At 40.4% G+C, this 17351-nt stretch carries 17 protein-coding genes; 10 read left to right on the forward strand and 7 right to left on the reverse strand.

What is annotated here, in order from left to right; genetic code table 11:
- Nucleotides 1-82: 82 nt before the first annotated feature.
- The 5 genes from DOK79_RS09960 to DOK79_RS09980 all read right to left on the reverse strand — a co-directional run bounded on the left by DOK79_RS09960 (nt 83) and on the right by DOK79_RS09980 (nt 5301).
- Nucleotides 83-1402 carry a PTS sugar transporter subunit IIC gene (locus DOK79_RS09960; RefSeq protein WP_206856572.1) on the reverse strand — a complete coding sequence of 440 codons (1320 nt, stop codon included), beginning with the start codon at nt 1400-1402 and terminating at the stop codon, nt 83-85.
- Nucleotides 1403-1429: 27 nt separating this feature from the next.
- On the reverse strand, nt 1430-1735 hold the full coding sequence (locus DOK79_RS09965) for a hypothetical protein (protein ID WP_206856574.1): 306 nt from the start codon (nt 1733-1735) through the stop codon (nt 1430-1432).
- Between the two features lie 304 nt (nt 1736-2039).
- A complete protein-coding gene (locus DOK79_RS09970) occupies nt 2040-2846 on the reverse strand; it encodes a TPM domain-containing protein (protein WP_206856576.1) in 807 nt (268 codons plus the stop codon).
- Nucleotides 2843-4036: a TFIIB-type zinc ribbon-containing protein gene (locus DOK79_RS09975; RefSeq protein WP_206856577.1), complete on the reverse strand. Its 1194-nt coding sequence runs from the start codon at nt 4034-4036 to the stop codon at nt 2843-2845. The genes DOK79_RS09970 and DOK79_RS09975 overlap by 4 nt, the downstream gene beginning before the upstream one ends.
- Nucleotides 4037-4053: 17 nt before the next feature.
- Nucleotides 4054-5301, reverse strand: coding sequence for an SPFH domain-containing protein (locus DOK79_RS09980; RefSeq protein WP_206856581.1), 1248 nt, complete (start codon nt 5299-5301; stop codon nt 4054-4056).
- A gap of 673 nt (nt 5302-5974) precedes the next feature.
- On the opposite strand from DOK79_RS09980, the gene dnaX reads away from it, so the two are divergent.
- The 10 genes from dnaX to dinB all read left to right on the forward strand — a co-directional run bounded on the left by dnaX (nt 5975) and on the right by dinB (nt 14237).
- Nucleotides 5975-7711, forward strand: a complete 1737-nt coding sequence (dnaX, locus tag DOK79_RS09985) for a DNA polymerase III subunit gamma/tau (RefSeq protein WP_206856583.1) — start codon at nt 5975-5977, stop codon at nt 7709-7711.
- An 18-nt stretch (nt 7712-7729) separates the two neighbouring features.
- Complete coding sequence (locus DOK79_RS09990; RefSeq protein ID WP_206856585.1) at nt 7730-8041, forward strand: YbaB/EbfC family nucleoid-associated protein; 312 nt, start codon at nt 7730-7732, stop codon at nt 8039-8041.
- A gap of 23 nt (nt 8042-8064) precedes the next feature.
- Nucleotides 8065-8661 (forward strand): recombination mediator RecR, encoded by a 597-nt coding sequence (recR, locus tag DOK79_RS09995; RefSeq protein ID WP_206856587.1) that lies wholly within the window; start codon nt 8065-8067, stop codon nt 8659-8661.
- 89 nt (nt 8662-8750) lie between these two features.
- Nucleotides 8751-9413: a dTMP kinase gene (gene tmk, locus DOK79_RS10000; RefSeq protein ID WP_206856588.1), complete on the forward strand. Its 663-nt coding sequence runs from the start codon at nt 8751-8753 to the stop codon at nt 9411-9413.
- On the forward strand, nt 9410-9739 hold the full coding sequence (locus tag DOK79_RS10005; protein WP_010736048.1) for a cyclic-di-AMP receptor: 330 nt from the start codon (nt 9410-9412) through the stop codon (nt 9737-9739). The genes tmk and DOK79_RS10005 overlap by 4 nt, the downstream gene beginning before the upstream one ends.
- An 8-nt stretch (nt 9740-9747) precedes the next feature.
- The gene (gene holB, locus DOK79_RS10010) at nt 9748-10686 is read left to right on the forward strand and encodes a DNA polymerase III subunit delta' (protein ID WP_206856589.1); all 939 of its coding nucleotides are present in this window, start codon (nt 9748-9750) and stop codon (nt 10684-10686) included.
- A gap of 39 nt (nt 10687-10725) precedes the next feature.
- Entirely contained in the window at nt 10726-11550 is an 825-nt protein-coding gene (locus DOK79_RS10015) for a PSP1 domain-containing protein (RefSeq protein ID WP_206856590.1), read from the forward strand.
- Entirely contained in the window at nt 11543-11890 is a 348-nt protein-coding gene (locus DOK79_RS10020) for a DNA replication initiation control protein YabA (protein ID WP_010736045.1), read from the forward strand. The genes DOK79_RS10015 and DOK79_RS10020 overlap by 8 nt, the downstream gene beginning before the upstream one ends.
- 137 nt (nt 11891-12027) lie before the next feature.
- Nucleotides 12028-12897: a 16S rRNA (cytidine(1402)-2'-O)-methyltransferase gene (gene rsmI / locus DOK79_RS10025; protein ID WP_206856591.1), complete on the forward strand. Its 870-nt coding sequence runs from the start codon at nt 12028-12030 to the stop codon at nt 12895-12897.
- A gap of 203 nt (nt 12898-13100) precedes the next feature.
- Entirely contained in the window at nt 13101-14237 is a 1137-nt protein-coding gene (gene dinB / locus DOK79_RS10030) for a DNA polymerase IV (protein ID WP_206856676.1), read from the forward strand.
- An 83-nt stretch (nt 14238-14320) separates the two neighbouring features.
- Here dinB and nrdG read toward each other — a convergent pair whose 3' ends face one another.
- Complete coding sequence (nrdG, locus tag DOK79_RS10035) at nt 14321-14923, reverse strand: anaerobic ribonucleoside-triphosphate reductase activating protein (RefSeq protein ID WP_206856592.1); 603 nt, start codon at nt 14921-14923, stop codon at nt 14321-14323.
- A gap of 161 nt (nt 14924-15084) precedes the next feature.
- Nucleotides 15085-17274: an anaerobic ribonucleoside-triphosphate reductase gene (gene nrdD / locus DOK79_RS10040; RefSeq protein WP_206856593.1), complete on the reverse strand. Its 2190-nt coding sequence runs from the start codon at nt 17272-17274 to the stop codon at nt 15085-15087.
- Nucleotides 17275-17351: the final 77 nt, after the last annotated feature.

The following is a 17351-nucleotide window of genomic DNA, read 5'->3' on the forward strand; positions in this document are numbered from 1 at the left end:
ACGATTATTAAAAAAGGCAGTACTTACTTTCAAATGAAGGTAAGTACTGCCTTTTTGTTTGACGTGAATCTAAGATTATAAACTAGTTAGCAACTGTACGATCCTTTGAAGTTTCTTCTAAAGCTTGTTCTTTTGCTAATTCATTTTTATCATAAATCTTGACGAATGGGTAATACATAAAAATGGAAAGAATGATCAATAGAATGTTTAACACAGCTGCCCGCCAGTCTCCGCCGGTTGCTAGATATGCGCCGATCGGTCCAGGGAGTGTCCACGGTGCGGTGATCGTGACTGCACTGACTAAGCCGAGTTTTGTCGCAAACCAAGCAATAGTTGCACAAACCATTGGCGCAAAGATAAAGGGAATGATCAATGTTGGATTCAATACGATCGGTACCCCAAAAATAACTGGTTCATTGATATTGAAAAGGGAAGGAGTAATAATCGCTTTCCCTAGCTTTGAAGCGTATTTCGACTTGGCAGTAAAGGCGAGCAGGATCGCTAAACCAATCGTACAACCTGCACCACCGATCCACACAAACCATTGATAAAATGGCTCAGCCGCAATATTTGGCAACGCCTCTCCAGCTGCCGCCGCGGTCGTATTCGATTCTAAGATCTGTAACCATAGTGGACGAGCAAGTGAACCGATGATGGAGACACCATGGATACCGAACGCCCAGAAAAAGGTGATCAGAAAAATAAGTAATAGTACACTCGGTAACGTGTCGGTAGCGCTGATCAAAGGGCTGACAACTTTTGAAACGGCTGTATGCCAATCAAAGCCGATATAATAGCTGATCGATGCCATAACTAAAATCACGATCAACGTTGGCGTCAATGCTTCGAACGATCGAGCAACTGCTGGCGGTACTTGTTCGGGCATGGTGATTTTGAATTTAGATTTGTCTGTTAATCGATAAACTTCCACAGCAAAAATAGAGGTAATGATACCAACGAACATTCCGCCGCCACCTAAATTTGCCATTGGCAAAACAAAACCAGAAGTGCCAGCAGCTTCCGCAGCCTCAAGAGGAATGTTGACAGGGATGAATGTTAATAAAAAAGCAATCGTTGCTAATAACCCCCCAGAAACGACATCGAGTTTATAGGTTTTTGCCAAACTAGCGCCAATTCCAAATGTGGCATAAAGAGACATGATATACATGGTCATGCGATAAGGTAGTAAAATCGTTGCGGCATTTTCCGACAAGAACTGATAGATTCCCCAGCTAGGTGGTAAGGGAGGAAAAGCAATGATCAAGAAAAATGAGCCTACGATGATCAGTGGTAAAGTGGCGATGATCCCATCACGAATAGCGCGTAAATGACGTTGGTTTGCAATTTTTGCCATTGGACCAGCTAAATAACGCTCAATGACTTCTGTGAATTTCGTTAACATTTCAACACTCCTTTTTATCAATAAATTCTAAAAGATGATCCCTTTGTACAACCAAAGATAGGCGACGATCATCAAGCAAGCTGTGGCAAAGAAAAATGTGCGGATACAGCCTTTAGTGATGCCTTTTTTCGTAGAAATAAAATAATGATTGCTGGTGATGACAGTAGCTAAAGAGACGGGGAGGAAAAGTAAGATACCAAGTCGAACTTCCCAGTGCAATAAATAGAATAAATATGGAATGAAGATTCCCCCGAACATACAAGCAAGAAGCAAATAGCAAGATGATTTGATCCCAAAATGAATGACCGCTGACGATGTTTCTTTGTTGTTCATTTTAATACCTCCTTTCTTTTTTTGAAGCGTTTACATAATTTAAGTATACCTATATGAAATTTAAAATCAATATATTTGTTGTAATCAAGTAATTTTATTTCTAATGATTTGTTTTAACAGAGAAAAATAGGAGTTAGTGTAAAATAAACGCACAAAAAAACGAGCCTGAAACATTAGTCACCTTGTATCCCTTAAAACCGACTACAGAAATAAGCGTGAACCCCCGAAAAATTGAAGAACAATTTTCGGGGTTCACGCTTATTCTTGGAGATGAGTATTTTCGTCATAATCTTGAGAGCGCTAGTTAAAAGCTTCGACCACCGCCACCAAAGGTCCCACCACCACTCGAATGAGTCGTGCTGCCACCGCCACCGCTTCCTGGTGGTGGTGCTTTAGGGATACGACGGGTCGTAACAAACGAATTCGTCAAACGATCCGTTTTGTCCGTTAACTTGATACTAGCCTTTTCACGAAATGGGTATTTGTATGTCCCTGATTTCAATTGGTAGCGAGAGACGTTTATGACATAAAAAGCGATGCCCAATACAGCAGCTAAGACAAGTGCAATCACTATCTCGATCGTAGTTAGTACCTTGTATCGAGTGATTTTACCTGTCGCTTCATCTACGCGGTAATGACCACCAGGCACACCTTCATCCACATAGCCAGAAGCTTTAGTCAGATAAGCCTGAGCTGCCGCGAAATAATTCGCATTCGTCATTTCGTCATAAACATCGTCTAAGGTCGAATCGATCCGGCGATCCGTCAAATAGTCGATCATATTCCCAGAAGTAGAGATATAGATTTCTCGTTGACCCATATCTAAAAGTAAAACAGAACCATTTTGATCGTTTCCTATTGCGTTTCGCAGATAGTTGTCAGCAAAGTCTCTAGGCTCTTCAGAGTTAGAGTCAGTAGTTACGATAAATACCTGACCTTTGATCTTTTCGTTGATTTCTTGTGCCTGTTGGTTCAATGTTGCGATTTGGTCGCTTGTAAATAGACCTGCTTCGTCATTGACCGTTGGAGTAGCTGCACCTACGATCGGTGTCCATAGTAAACTAACCGCTAATAAAAAGAAAAGATAAAGACTATTTTTTGTCTTGGTCATATCAAGTAGCCTCCAATCATAAAGAGGATGGCTAAAACGGCGAATATGCCAAAAGAGGTCAAAGCTAGCTTTTTATGACTGATTGGTAATACACCACTGACCTTACCAGTTTGACCATTCATGGCATAATAGTAGACTTTCTTATCGGAGTCATTGCTACGGTAAGTAACTAGCCAAACAGGTAACAGCACGTATTCATTTTTTTCGCCGGTGATCTGAGTAGAAGTTCGTACCCCGGTCAACGTAGTATAGCCATTTGCTGTATCCCGCAACAATTTTTCCGAATAGTCACGTAGCTCATTTTGGATATCTGCTTTGATCGCTTGGTACTCAATGTCACGTTTTTCTGCTTGGAAACCTGCCAGATATTGACTCTTGAAATCAATCGCTTTGTCTAATGGAAATGGCTGGACCGCTTCCACCATCTTTTGCTGAGTATTTTTTGACAAGGCATTTTTCACTAATTCTTTAAATGAAAGTTTCCCTTCACGTTGGACAGCATATTGTTTTGTTTCGGTGTATTCGATATCGCCGACACGCCAGATCCTGATAACTGTTCCATTGGCTTGCAAGGAACCGTCCAGTTCAGCATCGGTCGCCCAATAAGGGAAATAAACGCCGGTCAATTTATCGATTTGATCTTGATTGAAAAAGGCTTTTGGCACAAACCATTTTTTCTTTGTCCAGGCGAGAAATTGTTTGATTGCTTCTTCTTTTTCTACCGCAAAAGGTAAAACTTTGTTTGGTAAAAAGTCACCGCTCAGACGTCCAGATAACACAACTGGGTTATGGCAGTAGTAGCAGTAGGTAGCAGCAGTCGTTGCCTCTGTAACGATCTCTGCACCGCAACTCGGGCATAAAAATAGTTCCATACTGCTTTGTTCGCCAGTAGTTGTCTGTTCAGCGGTTGCTTCTGCATCAGACACTCCGCCAGCATCTGCAAATGCTTGTCGTTCCGTTTCATCCATTTGATCAAGTTGTTCTTCAGCAGTAAAAGTGAAGTCATCACTTGCAGCTGGTTGCTCTTGATTCCCATCGATATTGCGGGCCGCTTTTTGTTCCTCTTCATATTGACTGACTTCAGCTTCTGTATAGACATTCAAGCAATAGTCGCAATGAAATTTTTGATCTTTTGGATCGAAGGTCAATGGTCCGCCGCAATTGGGGCATTTATGTGTTAAAACATCCATTCGGGCACCCCTTTCAACTAGTCGAGTGGGATACCTTTGAATGGTTTTCCACAATTAGGACAAAACTTAGGAATACCATTTGAAAGATCCACCACTTCATTACATTCGCTACATTTCATTTCAAGCTTTGGTTGGCTATTCGCTACAGGTTTTGCCCCGCCACAATTTGAACAGAACTTCCCTGTATTTTCGGTGCCACAGACAGGGCAAGTCCACGTATCATTTGTGCCTTGAGCGGTTTGTTGATTTTGTTTTTCTTGTTGTTGTTTGATTTGGTCTTGATTGTTTTGTGAGGATTGTGCCAGATAAGAACCATTGGCATTCATCCCCATGCCCATACCCATGAAGCCTGTCATTGCACCGGCATCATTTTTACCAGCGGCTTCCATCCCACGAGCAATCGAGCCTTGGACATAACCTTCACGGACACTTGGATCACCTAACATTGCCCCTTCATTACGCATGTTGATCAGTTTGACTGAATCATCTGTATAAGAGATGCTAGCAACTGCGACAGAAACGATTTCCATGCCACGAAGCTCACGCCATGAATCATCTAAGGCTGTTCCCATGTATTTGCTTAGTTCCAAGCTTTTTGATGGGACATAAGAAATCCGTTGCCCATCAGCAGACATTTGGTTGATTGCTGATTGTAAAGCAGTTAAGAATTCTGCTAAATACTGTTCATTGATATCTGCGATTTCAACTTGTGTTTTGTTTTTAGGGATCGCATTTGTATAAAATAAAATCGGATCAGTGATGTGGATAGAATACGTTCCATGTGCACGTAGGAATAGCTCTGCATTATAGAAATTATCAAAGTAATTCAATGGCGCGCTTGTGCCAAATTTGATTCCTTTGATCTCTTGGAGATTGATATAGAATACTTGTTGTTTTTGTGGTGTGACGCCACCAAATTTAAAACGGTCGAAGGTTTCAGCGATTGCACCTTTCAATGAACCATTGAACATAGAAGGAGCGGCATCGTTTTTCACCGTATAGTAGCCTTCTTCAGCCGTATAATCGATGATTTTTCCGCCATCCACTAAGAGCATCATCATATTTGGATAAACATGAACGACAGTACCATCTGTCAATACGTCATCTGTTCCTTTTCGATTTGAACCACGTTTGTCATCTTTTCGTACTTTGACACCTTTAGTCATGACTGTTGTATCGCTCATATTATCTGGTTCAATGACCTCGATCCATTGATCTGCCAATCCGCCGCCGATCATACTAGTTGCTGCTTTAATAAGTCCCATAAAAAGTCCTCCCTTTGATCAATTATTTGTTACTAAGTATATGTTTGTATTATACCATAGGAGTATGAAAATGCTCTCAGTCGAAAGATGTAGAAAAAGAGAGGGGCTATTTTCCCACATTCCCTATTTATATATGAAGTTGACCATTTTTTTACAAGCTAGATAAAAGATGTCCAAAAGCAACTCCTTCAATGTTCCGTCTTATTATTCGAAGCTGCCCGGCTTTCTCACAACCTCTGATAAACGGTGTTCAAAAAGCTGACCTTCAACATTAAGCTAAAAAATTACAAAATATGAGGAGCTATTTTGCAATTTTCTATCTTACTGCTCAGGTCAAGGCGCTTTTTTCACAACCTCTGATAAACGGTGTTCAAGGAGCAGCACTTCGGTCATAAGCCAAAAAAATCAAAAATGAAAGAGCCATTTTCGATTTTTCTGTCTTATGCCTTAGTGCTGACCGCTCCTCTCACAACCTAGATAAACGGTGTTCGAAAGCCAACTCCTTCAATAATAAGCCGCAACGTGAAAAAATATGAGGAGCTATTTTCCCACGTTCCGTCTTATTATTCGGAGCTGCCCGGCTTTCTCACAACCTAATAAACTATAGTAGTTTTTTTATCCTAAATCACGTATAATAAAAGATAGTGAATTTTTCAAAAGAAGGGGGATCCTTATGGCATATCAAGCACTTTATCGTGTGTGGCGTTCACAGCGATTTGAAGATATCGTTGGACAAAAAGCTGTGACACAAACATTGAAAAATGCGATTGTTTCCCATAAAACCTCACATGCCTATTTGTTTACAGGACCAAGAGGGACAGGGAAAACAAGTGCGGCAAAAATATTTGCCAAGGCGATCAATTGCCCAAACAGTAAAGATGGTGAACCTTGTAATCATTGTGAGATGTGTCAGTCGATTACGACTGGAACGCAAGAAGACGTCATTGAAATCGATGCGGCAAGTAATAATGGTGTCGAAGAGATCCGTTTCATCAGAGACCGAGCAAATTATGCACCGACAAAAGCCGCTTACAAAATTTATATCATTGATGAAGTCCACATGCTTTCAACTGGGGCATTCAATGCCTTACTAAAAACACTGGAAGAACCAAAAGAAAGTGTTATTTTTATTTTAGCAACGACCGAACCGCACAAAATACCTGCAACGATCATTTCTCGAACACAACGTTTTGACTTTAAGCGAATCAATGCAGCGGATATCACCGAACACTTAGAATATATCTTGGATCAATCAGAGATCACCTATGAGGCACCTGCACTGACTGTCATCGCAAGAGCAGCAGAAGGTGGGATGCGCGATGCGTTGAGTATTCTTGACCAAGCGATTTCCTTTAGTAATGGGACGATCACGTTGGATGATGCGATGCAAGTCACAGGTAGTTTGACAAATGAGATGATGGATGCGTATCTGTCGGCTTGTTTCAACAAAGAGATCCCACAAGCCTTACAAGAATTGAATCAAATTTTAGCGGCAGGAAAAGAGTCGCGACGCTTTTTGGAAGATCTGCTGTCTTACTGTCGTGATTTATTGATGTATCAACAAGCACCGAATTTGTTAGAGGAAACTTCACATGTCAAAACAGAAACATTTACGACATTAGCGAAGGAGATTCCAGCACAGCGGTTGTTCCAGACGATCCAAATTTTGAGTGATACACAAAATGAGGTACGGTTTACGAATAGTGCGACGATTTATTTAGAGGTTGCGACTGTGAAACTGGCACAAGCTTCAGCAGCTGTCAGTCAACAAGCGCCAAGTGAAACCGACCAGCAACAAGTGAAGCAACTCCAACAAGAGATCCAAGAACTAAAAAAAGAGATCAAAGAGATCAAAAATGGTACGGTGAAAGTCGCGACCAATCAGCAAACGACACAAGCACCTGTTCAGAAAAAACAGCCAAGTACGTACCGTATTCCGACTGAACGGGTGTATAATGTATTAAAAGAAGCAACAAGAAAACACTTGAATGATGTAAAAGAAGTCTGGGATGATCTTTTGATGAGTTTGTCGGTCACGCAACGAGCAATGTTAAAAGCGAGTGAACCAGTTGCGGCTGGTCCAAGTGGGCTTGTCATTGCGTTTGATTATGAGATCGTCTGTCAACGAGCAGCAAATGATGAAGAACTGCAATTAGCGATCCATAATCAACTTAGCCGAATGATCAAAGACTATGCGCCTGAACCTGTGTATATCACAAGGGAAAGCTGGCCAGGTCTAAGAAAGAATTACCTTGTTCAAGTAAAAGACGGAGGAGCAGAAGAATCGTTTGCGTCTGATGATGAGTCGGATGAGATCGAATTGATCCCTCAAGAACAAACAAACCAAGAAAATGTAGTGACGAAAGCTGAAGAACTTTTTGGTTCAGCAGTCACAGTAATCGATGATTAGAAAAGGAGAGCGATAACAATGATGCGCGGAATGGGAAATATGCAAGGGATGATGAAACAAGTCCAAAAAATGCAAAAAGAAATGGGACAAGCCCAAGAAAAACTAAATGAAACAGAATTTACTGGTAGCTCTACGAATGATTTAGTCAAAGTAGTTTTCACTGGAAATCGTCGAATGAAAGATATCCAGATCAAAGAGGAAGTCGTTGATCCAGAAGATACAGAAATGCTACAAGATTTGATCGTGATGGCTGTCAATGACGTATTAGAAAAAATCGATACAGAATCAGAAAAAACAATGGGAAAATATACTAAGGGCTTACCCTTTTAAGTTTTCCTGAAGGGGAAATGAACATGCAATATCCAGAACCAATTGCAAAACTGATCGACAGTTATATGAGACTACCAGGTATTGGTCAAAAAACAGCGACAAGATTGGCTTTTTATACGATCGATATGAAGGATGAAGTAGTCAACGAATTTGCTAAGGCATTATTGAGCGTCAAACGTGATCTGCATTTTTGCAGTATTTGCGGAAATATCACAGAAGAGGACCCTTGTGAGATCTGTAAAGATCCATCAAGAGATCGTGGCATCATTTTAGTCGTCGAAGAACCAAAAGATGTCATGGCGATGGAGAAAATGCGGGAGTATCGCGGGTTGTATCATGTACTACATGGGGTGTTGTCTCCAATGGAAGGCACTGGGCCAGAAGATATCAATATTCCTCCTCTCTTGCAACGCCTGCATGATGCAGAAGTCCAAGAAGTGATCATCGCCACCAATGCAACAACTGAAGGAGAAGCAACAGCAATCTACCTTTCACGCTTGATTAAACCAGCGGGGATCAAAGTCACACGTTTAGCTCATGGCTTATCTGTTGGTTCCGATATCGAATATGCGGATGAAGTGACTTTATTAAAAGCGGTCGAAGGTAGACGTGAATTATAATTTTTTGACATACATTTGAGTATGTCAATTTGATCGACAAGACTTTTCCGATACAATATAGAAGCAAGAGAAGAGATGGAGGCAAAAGTGTGAACGGCTTATTTATTACGATCGAGGGACCGGATGGTGCAGGTAAAACAAGTATCATCAATGAGTTATTTCCTCTTTTACAAGAAGTAGCAAAAACAGAGATCATTCAAACTCGAGAACCAGGAGGAATACCGATCGCTGAACAAATTCGTGCAGTGATCCTTGATCCGAAAAATGATCGCATGGACGAACGGACAGAAAGTTTGTTATACGCAGCTGCGCGAAGACAACACTTAGTCGAAAAAGTTTTACCCGCACTTTCAAGTGGGAAAATCGTTTTATGTGATCGCTTTGTCGATAGTTCTTTGGCTTATCAAGGTGCTGGTCGACGGATCGGTATCGATGAGATTGCTGAGTTGAATGAATTTGCTACAGAAGGGACAACGCCTGATTTTACTCTCTATCTTGATGTGGACTCTGACACAGGGTTACGTCGCATCGCAAAAAATCGACAAAACCAAATCGATCGCTTAGATTCAGAAGGATTAGAGTTCCACCAGCGTGTGCGTCATGCGTACTTGAAACTGGCAGAGGAACATCCGGAACGTATCCATAAGATCGATGCAAGAAATAGTTTTGAAGAAGTGTTACAATTGAGTTACCACGCAATTATCAACCAATTTCCACAATATTTTGAAAGTCAGGAAGGTGAACGTAAATGAAAATCATTTTAGCAATCATTCAAGATAAAGATAGCAACCGTTTGTCCAACGAATTGATCGATGCCAATATTCGTGCCACTAAATTATCTTCGACTGGTGGGTTCCTTAAAGCCGGAAACAGCACATTTATCGTGGGTATCGAAGACGATCGTGTCGAAGAAGCATTAGAGATCATCAAAAAAACGTGCGAGTCAAGAAAACAATTTGTTTCTACTCCAGTAACGTTAGATATTTCAATGGACGGTGGCGTTCCTTATCCTGTAGAAGTTGAAGTAGGCGGAGCAACAGTCTTTGTCTTACCAGTTGAAGGATTCCACCATTTTTAGGAGGAAGTATGGCTGAAGAAACTGTACTTGCGCAAATGCAACCTCTCGTGTATCAACAACTTCAACGAAGTTTTGAGCATGGGCGTCTCGCTCATGCTTATCTTTTTGAAGGTGAAAAGGGCACAGGAAAACATGAGATGGGCATTTGGTTAGCGCAACATTTATATTGTACGCAAATGAACGAACAACAGCCTTGTGGCGTATGTAATAATTGTCAACGAATAAAAAATCAAGAGCATCCGGATGTACTTGTTCTTTCACCGGAAGGTCAATCGATCAAGGTCGAACAGATCCGACGCTTACAGACAGAGTTTAGTCGAAGCGGATATGAATCAAGAAAAAAAGTATTCTTGATCCAAGAAGCAGAGAAAATGAACGCGAGTGCGGCAAACAGCTTGCTGAAATTTTTAGAAGAGCCACCAGGTGATTTTCTGGCGATTTTAGAAACGGAAGCGATCGGTCGCATCTTACCGACGATCCAATCTCGTTGTCAAACACTCCATTTCCAAGAATTATCAAAAGGTTCATTGATCCAAAAATTACAAGAACAGCAAATTTCTGCGGAAAAAGCGAAACTTTTAGCGTTCTTGACGAACAGTTTAGGAAAAGCAGTTGAAATCTCAGATGATGAATGGTTTAATGAGGCTAAGGACTTGATTTATCAATGGTTTGTCTACTTGGATAAACGAGATACACAAGCATTTATCTATGTCCAAAAACGATTGGTGAAAGCATTTAAAGAGAAAAGCCAACAATTTACCGGTTTTTCAATCTTGATGTATTATTATCAGGAAGCTCAAAAACAGGCGATAACATCTGGGGAGTATGGTAAAGTCAAACGGCTGAATCAAACGATTGAACGCATTTTGGTCGCAGAACAAAAACTGCGTAGCAATGTGAGTTTTCAAGCCGTCGCTGAGCAATTCGTATTACAAACGATTTTTTGATTTGTCAATTTATATTTTGCGAAATCAAGGAGGCCGCAAATGGTAGAAGTAGTAGGTGTCCGTTATAGAGATGCTGGTCATGTCTATTATTTTACACCCGGAGATTCAGAATATTCATACAATGATAAAGTGTTAGTCGAGTCTCAGCAAACTTTACATATCGCAACGGTTGCTATTCCCAAAAGAGATATTGATCTGGAAGATTTACCTGAAACCATCAATCCCATTTTGCATAAAGCAACGACTGCTGAGCTGAAAAAAAGCCAAAAAAACGAAGAAGATTCAAAAAAAGCTTTTTTGATTGCGAAAGAAAAGATTAGATTTAGAAAATTAGAAATGAAGATCGTCCACGTTGAATACACATTTGACCGAAGCAAATTGACTTTTTATTTTGCGGCAGATGGGCGCATCGATTTTCGTGAATTAGTGAAAGACCTTGCTGCTGTTTTTCGTACAAGGATCGAATTGAAACAAATTGGTGTTCGTGATGAAGCGAAGATGATCGGAAGTATTGGGCCTTGTGGGCGACCGCTATGTTGCTCGTCTTTCTTGGGAGATTTCGTTCCTGTTTCGATCAAAATGGCAAAGGAACAAGGTTTATCACTGAATCCAACTAAAATATCTGGCTTGTGTGGTCGCTTGATGTGCTGTTTACAGTATGAAAGTGAAGCATATGAAGCCGCAAAAAAAGAACTCCCTGACTTTGGGAAAATACTTGAAACTCCTGATGGTAAAGGGAAAGTCGTAGGGTTAAATCTGCTCAGTCGCTTAGTGAGTGTGCGACTGAACGGACGGGAGAATCCTGTTGAATATGAATGGGATGAACTAAAAAATTTCATCCAAGTAGGTGAGATGAATGGATAAGAGATCATTATATGATGGGTTGAACCAATTGGAGTCAGAGTTACGAAATACATTGACTGAACTAGTCGAGATGAAACATGCACTGCATGAGATCGTTGAGAAAAATACCACGTTAGAAATGGAAAATCAACGATTACGTGAACATCTACGTGAATTGAACCAAGTGGCGCAAGCTCCAGCTGAAAATGCAAAACAAGAACTATCAAAATCCCGAATGAATCTGGAAAAGATTTATGAAGAAGGATTTCATGTTTGTTATGATTTGTATGGTTCAAGACGTGAAAATGATGAACCTTGTGCGTTCTGTTTAGAAGTGATCTATCGAGAAAGTGGACGCTAGATCATTTGATCTAGTTGCTTTTTTCACGGTTGGTGAATACCGCAAAGCATTCTTGTTTTGCGGTATTCGTCGTTGAACGATCCATAAAATTTTAAATGAGAGTAACTTCCTTTACTCTGTTTAATAAGGAGAATCATATGCATAATCAAAAGAGTTTTAAAGGGAATCATGTAGTTGGAACGCTCTATCTTGTTCCTACACCGATCGGGAACTTAGAGGATATGAGCGTCCGTAGTGTGCGAACATTACAGGAAGCTGATATGATCGCGAGTGAGGATACACGCAATACACAAAAACTGTTGAACCATTTCGAGGTCTCAACACCTCAAAAAAGTTTGCATGAACATAATTATAAGGAACGTATTCCACAATTGATCGACTGGTTAAAAGAAGGCAAAACGATTGCACAAGTAAGTGATGCGGGAATGCCGTCAATCAGTGACCCGGGACATGAGCTGGTTGTTGCTTGTATCAAGGAAGATATTCCAGTCGTTGCGTTACCAGGACCGACAGCGGGAATAACTGCATTGATTGCTTCAGGACTGGTGCCACAACCATTTTTATTCTATGGTTTTCTTCCTAGAAAGAAAAAGGAACAGCAAGAGGTACTGACCTCTCTTGGCGCTCAAAAAGCAACCTTGATTTTTTACGAATCACCTTATCGTGTAGCCGCAACGTTGACTAATATGTTAGAAGTATTTGGTAATCGTCAAGTTGTACTTTGCCGTGAATTGACGAAAATCCACGAAGAATACTTACGTGGAGACATCGAAGAATTACTGGCTTATTTAGAAAATCAGCCGATCAAAGGAGAATGTTGTTTACTCGTTGAAGGAAGCAATGAAGAAATTGCACCGACTGAACAACTTCAAGGTACGTTGAAAGAGCAAGTTCAACAATTGATTGATCAAGGTGAAAAGCCGAATGCGGCAATCAAAACGATCGCAGTAAAAAATGGGATCAAGAAACAAGAAGTTTATCGTCAGTTCCATGAACTAGATGAGTAGAAATTTAGCGAAAAAGATTGTTCAAAAGTTTGAGGTTGGGACAGAAGTGTTTCTTCGAAGAGGTTACTTCTATTCCAGATACCTTTTGAATAGTCTTTTTTGTTCTCAGAAAATAAACAGAGTAAGATAGACATAGTTAGTTACAGAAGTACCACCTCACTTGAAAGGGAACAAAGGTTCGTGTATAATGGAGTGGGGTGAGTCTGATGGAGCTACAGTTTCCGTTACATAATGATACGTCTAGAAAAATCATTCATATCGATATGGATGCTTTTTTCGCGTCTGTTGAAGAACGGGATCATCCTGAGCTTCGTGGGAAACCATTAGTGATCGCCAGACATCCCAGTGATACAGGTGGACGTGGAGTAGTGACCACGGCCAACTATGAAGCACGTAAGTACGGTATCCATTCTGCTATGAGTGCCCAAAAAGCCTACGAGCTTTGTCCAGATGCGATCTTCAAACCGGGAGATCATCAAAAATATAGTGAGATATCAAAAGAAGTCAGAGAGATTTTTTATCGCTACACGGACTTGGTCGAGCCGGTAAGTATTGATGAAGCCTATTTAGATGTCACGAATAATAAAATCGATTGTAAATCGGCGATCAAGATTGCTCGCATGATCCAACTTGATATTTGGCAAACCGTCCATCTGACTTGTTCTGCTGGTGTCAGTTACAATAAATTTCTAGCGAAGCTTGCCTCAGATTTTCAAAAACCTAAAGGCATGACAGTTGTCACCCCCGAAGAAGCGATAGATTTTTTAAAAGCTTTACCAATCGAAAAATTTCATGGTGTTGGCAAAAAAACGGTCCCTAAAATGCACGAATTAGGTATTTTTACAGGGGAAGACCTTTATAAATGCAGCGAAATGATGTTGATCCAACAGTTCGGTAAAATGGGGTATTCATTGTATCGAAAAGTGAGAGGTATCCATGATTCACCAGTCAACGTCACACGAGAGCGTAAGTCAGTGGGAAAAGAGCATACGTATGGCCAACCATTACGAACAGAAGAGGAAGTTCTCGGGCAGTTGAGGCAGTTAGCTGAGAAAGTCGAAGCCTCGTTAAGACGTGTCCAGAAGCATGGAAAAACGGTTGTTTTGAAGGTACGCTACACTGATTATTCCACGGTAACGAAACGAGTGACATTGCCAGAATATGTTTATAAAAAAGAAGCGCTGTTTTATCAAGCAAGCTTGATATGGGAAGAAATCTTAGGAATCGAAAAGGGGATTCGTTTACTAGGTATCACGTTGACGAATTTAGACCCGATGACGTATGAGAATATTGTTTTACCTTTGTGGGAGACGAATGATATGGAATCTGAAATAGAATAGGAAATGCCCCAGCTAAGCTAAAATAAAAGTGTATTTAGGCTTAGTTGGGGCATTCGCTATTTATAGAAAGCAATAGAGTATGTTTAAATTAACTCTTGTTTTTTTATTTGTTCATACGTTTGTGTCGCATCTGTACATTTGTCCCAGATGACTACTTGTTTTTCAGCGAGTGATCGTTGGACGTCAATGATTCGCTGATTACTGCTTCCACGAAATTGCAATTTGAAATCTCGTTTTGACCATTCGAAACGACCATCGACTAAAATGTCGATTTTCGAGAGCAGTTCAAGTTTATCTTCAGAATCCTGTAATAATTCATCAAATGTATAGCCGGTCCATGACCAGATATCTTTGCGATGACCGAATTCTTGGCGAATCCGATCGACTATACGTAGACAAACATTTGTATTCAAAAAAGGTTCACCGCCCAAGAGGGTCAATCCTTGTACATAATCATTGCGCAGATCGGCCATGATCTGTTCTTCTAATTCTGTAGTGAATGGTTTGCCGTAACGGAAATTCTGAGCAGCTTTATTAAAACAACCTTCACAAGCAAATAAACAGCCACTGACATACAAACTGTTACGAACACCTTCGCCATCCACAAAGTTGAACGGTTTATAATCGGCGATATAGTCATGACTATAATCTTGGGCCAGCCATTCTTTTGGTTTAGGATTTCTCATAGTAAAACTTCTTTCATTATAAAATGGTATTCGTTATAAAGGTTCTTTAAAGTTGTAGAGAGTGTAAGAAAATCGGATGCACTGGTCTTATTACTCAGTGCTGAACGCTTCTTTCACAACTTTATCGACGGTGTTCAAGAAGCAACACTTCTTTCACAACCTTACTTCATATGTTTGACGCGTGACGAGATTTCTTTGTGTCTGCCGTGGACCATTGGGCGGGCTTGTGGGTTTCCTAAGTAACCACATGTTCGTTTGACTACGTCACATGATTTTGGATCATGATTGCCGCATTCTGGGCATTCAAAACCGCGTTCTGTTGGTTGGAAATCTCCTTCAAATCCACATTGGTAACAATGATCGATTGGTGTATTGGTACCTAAGTAGCCGACTTTATCATAGGCAAAGTCCCAAACAGCTTCTAACGCTTTAGGATTTTGTTGTAAGACTGGGTATTCACAGTAATGGATAAAGCCGCCTGAACAGTATTTTGGATAGTCTTTTTCAAACTCAAGTTTTTCAAATGGTGTTGGATTTTTACGCACATCATAATGGAAACTATTTGTGTAGTATTCTTTGTCAGTGATATTTTCAACGAGTCCGAATTTTTCGGTATCTAATCGACAAAAACGATCGGTCAAACTTTCACTTGGCGTAGAGTACACGCTGAAGTGATAACCGTATTCATTGCCCCAATCATCTGCTTTTTCTTTGAGTTTTTTCACGATATCAAGAGTGAAGTTTTTGGCTTCGGCATTGTTTTCCCACTCACCGCCAAAGAAAGAAGCAGCAACTTCATAAAGTCCGATGTAGCCCATTGAAACTGTTGCACGACGATTTTTGAATAATTCGTCTACAGCGTCTGTCCGAGATAATCGTTTGCCAAATGCACCATACATATAAAGGATCGGAGCGTTAGCAGGGATGGCTTCTTTACAGCGCTCAACACGATAAACTAAGGCATCTTTCATGATCGATAAACGATCTGACAGTAATTGCCAGAATTTTTCTTGGTCGCCATTTGCTTCTAAAGCGATCCGTGGTAAGTTCAATGTAACGACACCTAGGTTCATTCGTCCTACATTCACTTCTTCGCCATTTTCGTCTTTCCAGCCTTGTAAGAAGGAACGACAGCCCATTGGCACTTTGAAGCTGCCAGTCAATTCAACGATCTTGTCATAATTTAGAATATCTGGATACATTCTTTTTGTGGCACACTCTAATGCGAGTTGTTTAATGTCATAGTTTGGATCAGTCGGTTTCAAATTGATGCCATCTTTTAGCGTAAATATCAATTTAGGGAAGATCGCCGTTCTTTTTTCACTGCCGAGTCCGTTGATTCGAATTTGTAAAATTGCTTTTTGGATTTCTCGTTCAAACCAGTTTTCACCTAGACCGAAGCCAAGTGAAGTAAAAGGGGTTTGTCCGTTTGAAGTGAATAGCGTATTGATCTCATATTCCAAACTTTGCATCGCATCAAAAATATCTTTTTTCGTTTTTGCTTTTGCGTAGGCTTCTTGACGTTCTGATGTTTCGATCCATTCTTTGGCTTCGCTCAGATGCTTTTTATAATTTAATTCTGCAAAAGGAGCAAGTAATTCATCTGTTCGATCGGCAGAGCAACCACCATATTGGCTAGATGCAACATTTGCAATGATCTGTGAGATCTGGGCAGTTGCTGTTTGGATCGATTTTGGTGATTCAACTTCAGCATTACCGATTTTAAACCCATTGTTCAACATCCCTTTGAAGTCGATCAAACAGCAGTTTGTCATCGGAGTATATGGATGATAATCCAGATCGTGATAATGGATATCGCCTTTTTGATGCGCATTTGCAATATGTGGTGGGAGTAGTTTTAATCCGATTGATTTCCCTACGATCCCAGCAGTCAAGTCACGCTGTGTATTGAAAACATTGCTGTCTTTATTCGCATTTTCATTGACAACACTTTGATCCTTATTGATCAGTTTCTCGATTGAAAAGTTGATATCTGTCGCCTTGCTGCGAGCAAAATCGCGTTTTGTTCGATAGTTGATATATTCTTCTGCTAAGGCATATTCGTTTTTTTCTAGCAAGATATGTTCCACGATGTTTTGGATCTCGTAGATTTTTACGTTATGTGCGAAGCGATCTTTGATTTCTTTGATCACAAGTTCAGCGATGGATTGGATCTTTTCATACGTAATAGGAGATAAGGAACCATGAATTTTCTTTTCTGCTTTGATCAGTGCGGCATTTATTTTCTGCTCATCAAAAGGTACCTCGCGTCCATCACGTTTGATGACAGTCATTTGTTTTGTTTCAGGCTGTTTTTCGAGTACAGCCATTTCTTGATCTGTTCGTTTCATTTTCTTCAGCTCCTACAAAATAGTTCTTGTCTATCATAAAACAAATTGAAGAAAGGAGCAACTGATTATCTGCTACA

The organism is Enterococcus sp. DIV1094 (genome assembly GCF_017316305.2).
Taxonomy (GTDB): Bacteria; Bacillota; Bacilli; order Lactobacillales; family Enterococcaceae; genus Enterococcus_B; species Enterococcus_B mangumiae.

Coding starts and splice junctions, on each gene's coding strand:
- DOK79_RS09960 (WP_206856572.1), bottom strand. CDS start 1,402: ATGTTAACGAAATTCACAGAAGTCATTGAGCGTTATTTAGCTGGTCCA.
- DOK79_RS09965 (WP_206856574.1), bottom strand. CDS start 1,735: ATGAACAACAAAGAAACATCGTCAGCGGTCATTCATTTTGGGATCAAA.
- DOK79_RS09970 (WP_206856576.1), bottom strand. CDS start 2,846: ATGACCAAGACAAAAAATAGTCTTTATCTTTTCTTTTTATTAGCGGTT.
- DOK79_RS09975 (WP_206856577.1), bottom strand. CDS start 4,036: ATGGATGTTTTAACACATAAATGCCCCAATTGCGGCGGACCATTGACC.
- DOK79_RS09980 (WP_206856581.1), bottom strand. CDS start 5,301: ATGGGACTTATTAAAGCAGCAACTAGTATGATCGGCGGCGGATTGGCA.
- dnaX (WP_206856583.1), top strand. CDS start 5,975: ATGGCATATCAAGCACTTTATCGTGTGTGGCGTTCACAGCGATTTGAA.
- DOK79_RS09990 (WP_206856585.1), top strand. CDS start 7,730: ATGATGCGCGGAATGGGAAATATGCAAGGGATGATGAAACAAGTCCAA.
- recR (WP_206856587.1), top strand. CDS start 8,065: ATGCAATATCCAGAACCAATTGCAAAACTGATCGACAGTTATATGAGA.
- DOK79_RS10005 (WP_010736048.1), top strand. CDS start 9,410: ATGAAAATCATTTTAGCAATCATTCAAGATAAAGATAGCAACCGTTTG.
- holB (WP_206856589.1), top strand. CDS start 9,748: ATGGCTGAAGAAACTGTACTTGCGCAAATGCAACCTCTCGTGTATCAA.
- DOK79_RS10015 (WP_206856590.1), top strand. CDS start 10,726: ATGGTAGAAGTAGTAGGTGTCCGTTATAGAGATGCTGGTCATGTCTAT.
- DOK79_RS10020 (WP_010736045.1), top strand. CDS start 11,543: ATGGATAAGAGATCATTATATGATGGGTTGAACCAATTGGAGTCAGAG.
- rsmI (WP_206856591.1), top strand. CDS start 12,028: ATGCATAATCAAAAGAGTTTTAAAGGGAATCATGTAGTTGGAACGCTC.
- nrdG (WP_206856592.1), bottom strand. CDS start 14,923: ATGAGAAATCCTAAACCAAAAGAATGGCTGGCCCAAGATTATAGTCAT.
- nrdD (WP_206856593.1), bottom strand. CDS start 17,274: ATGAAACGAACAGATCAAGAAATGGCTGTACTCGAAAAACAGCCTGAA.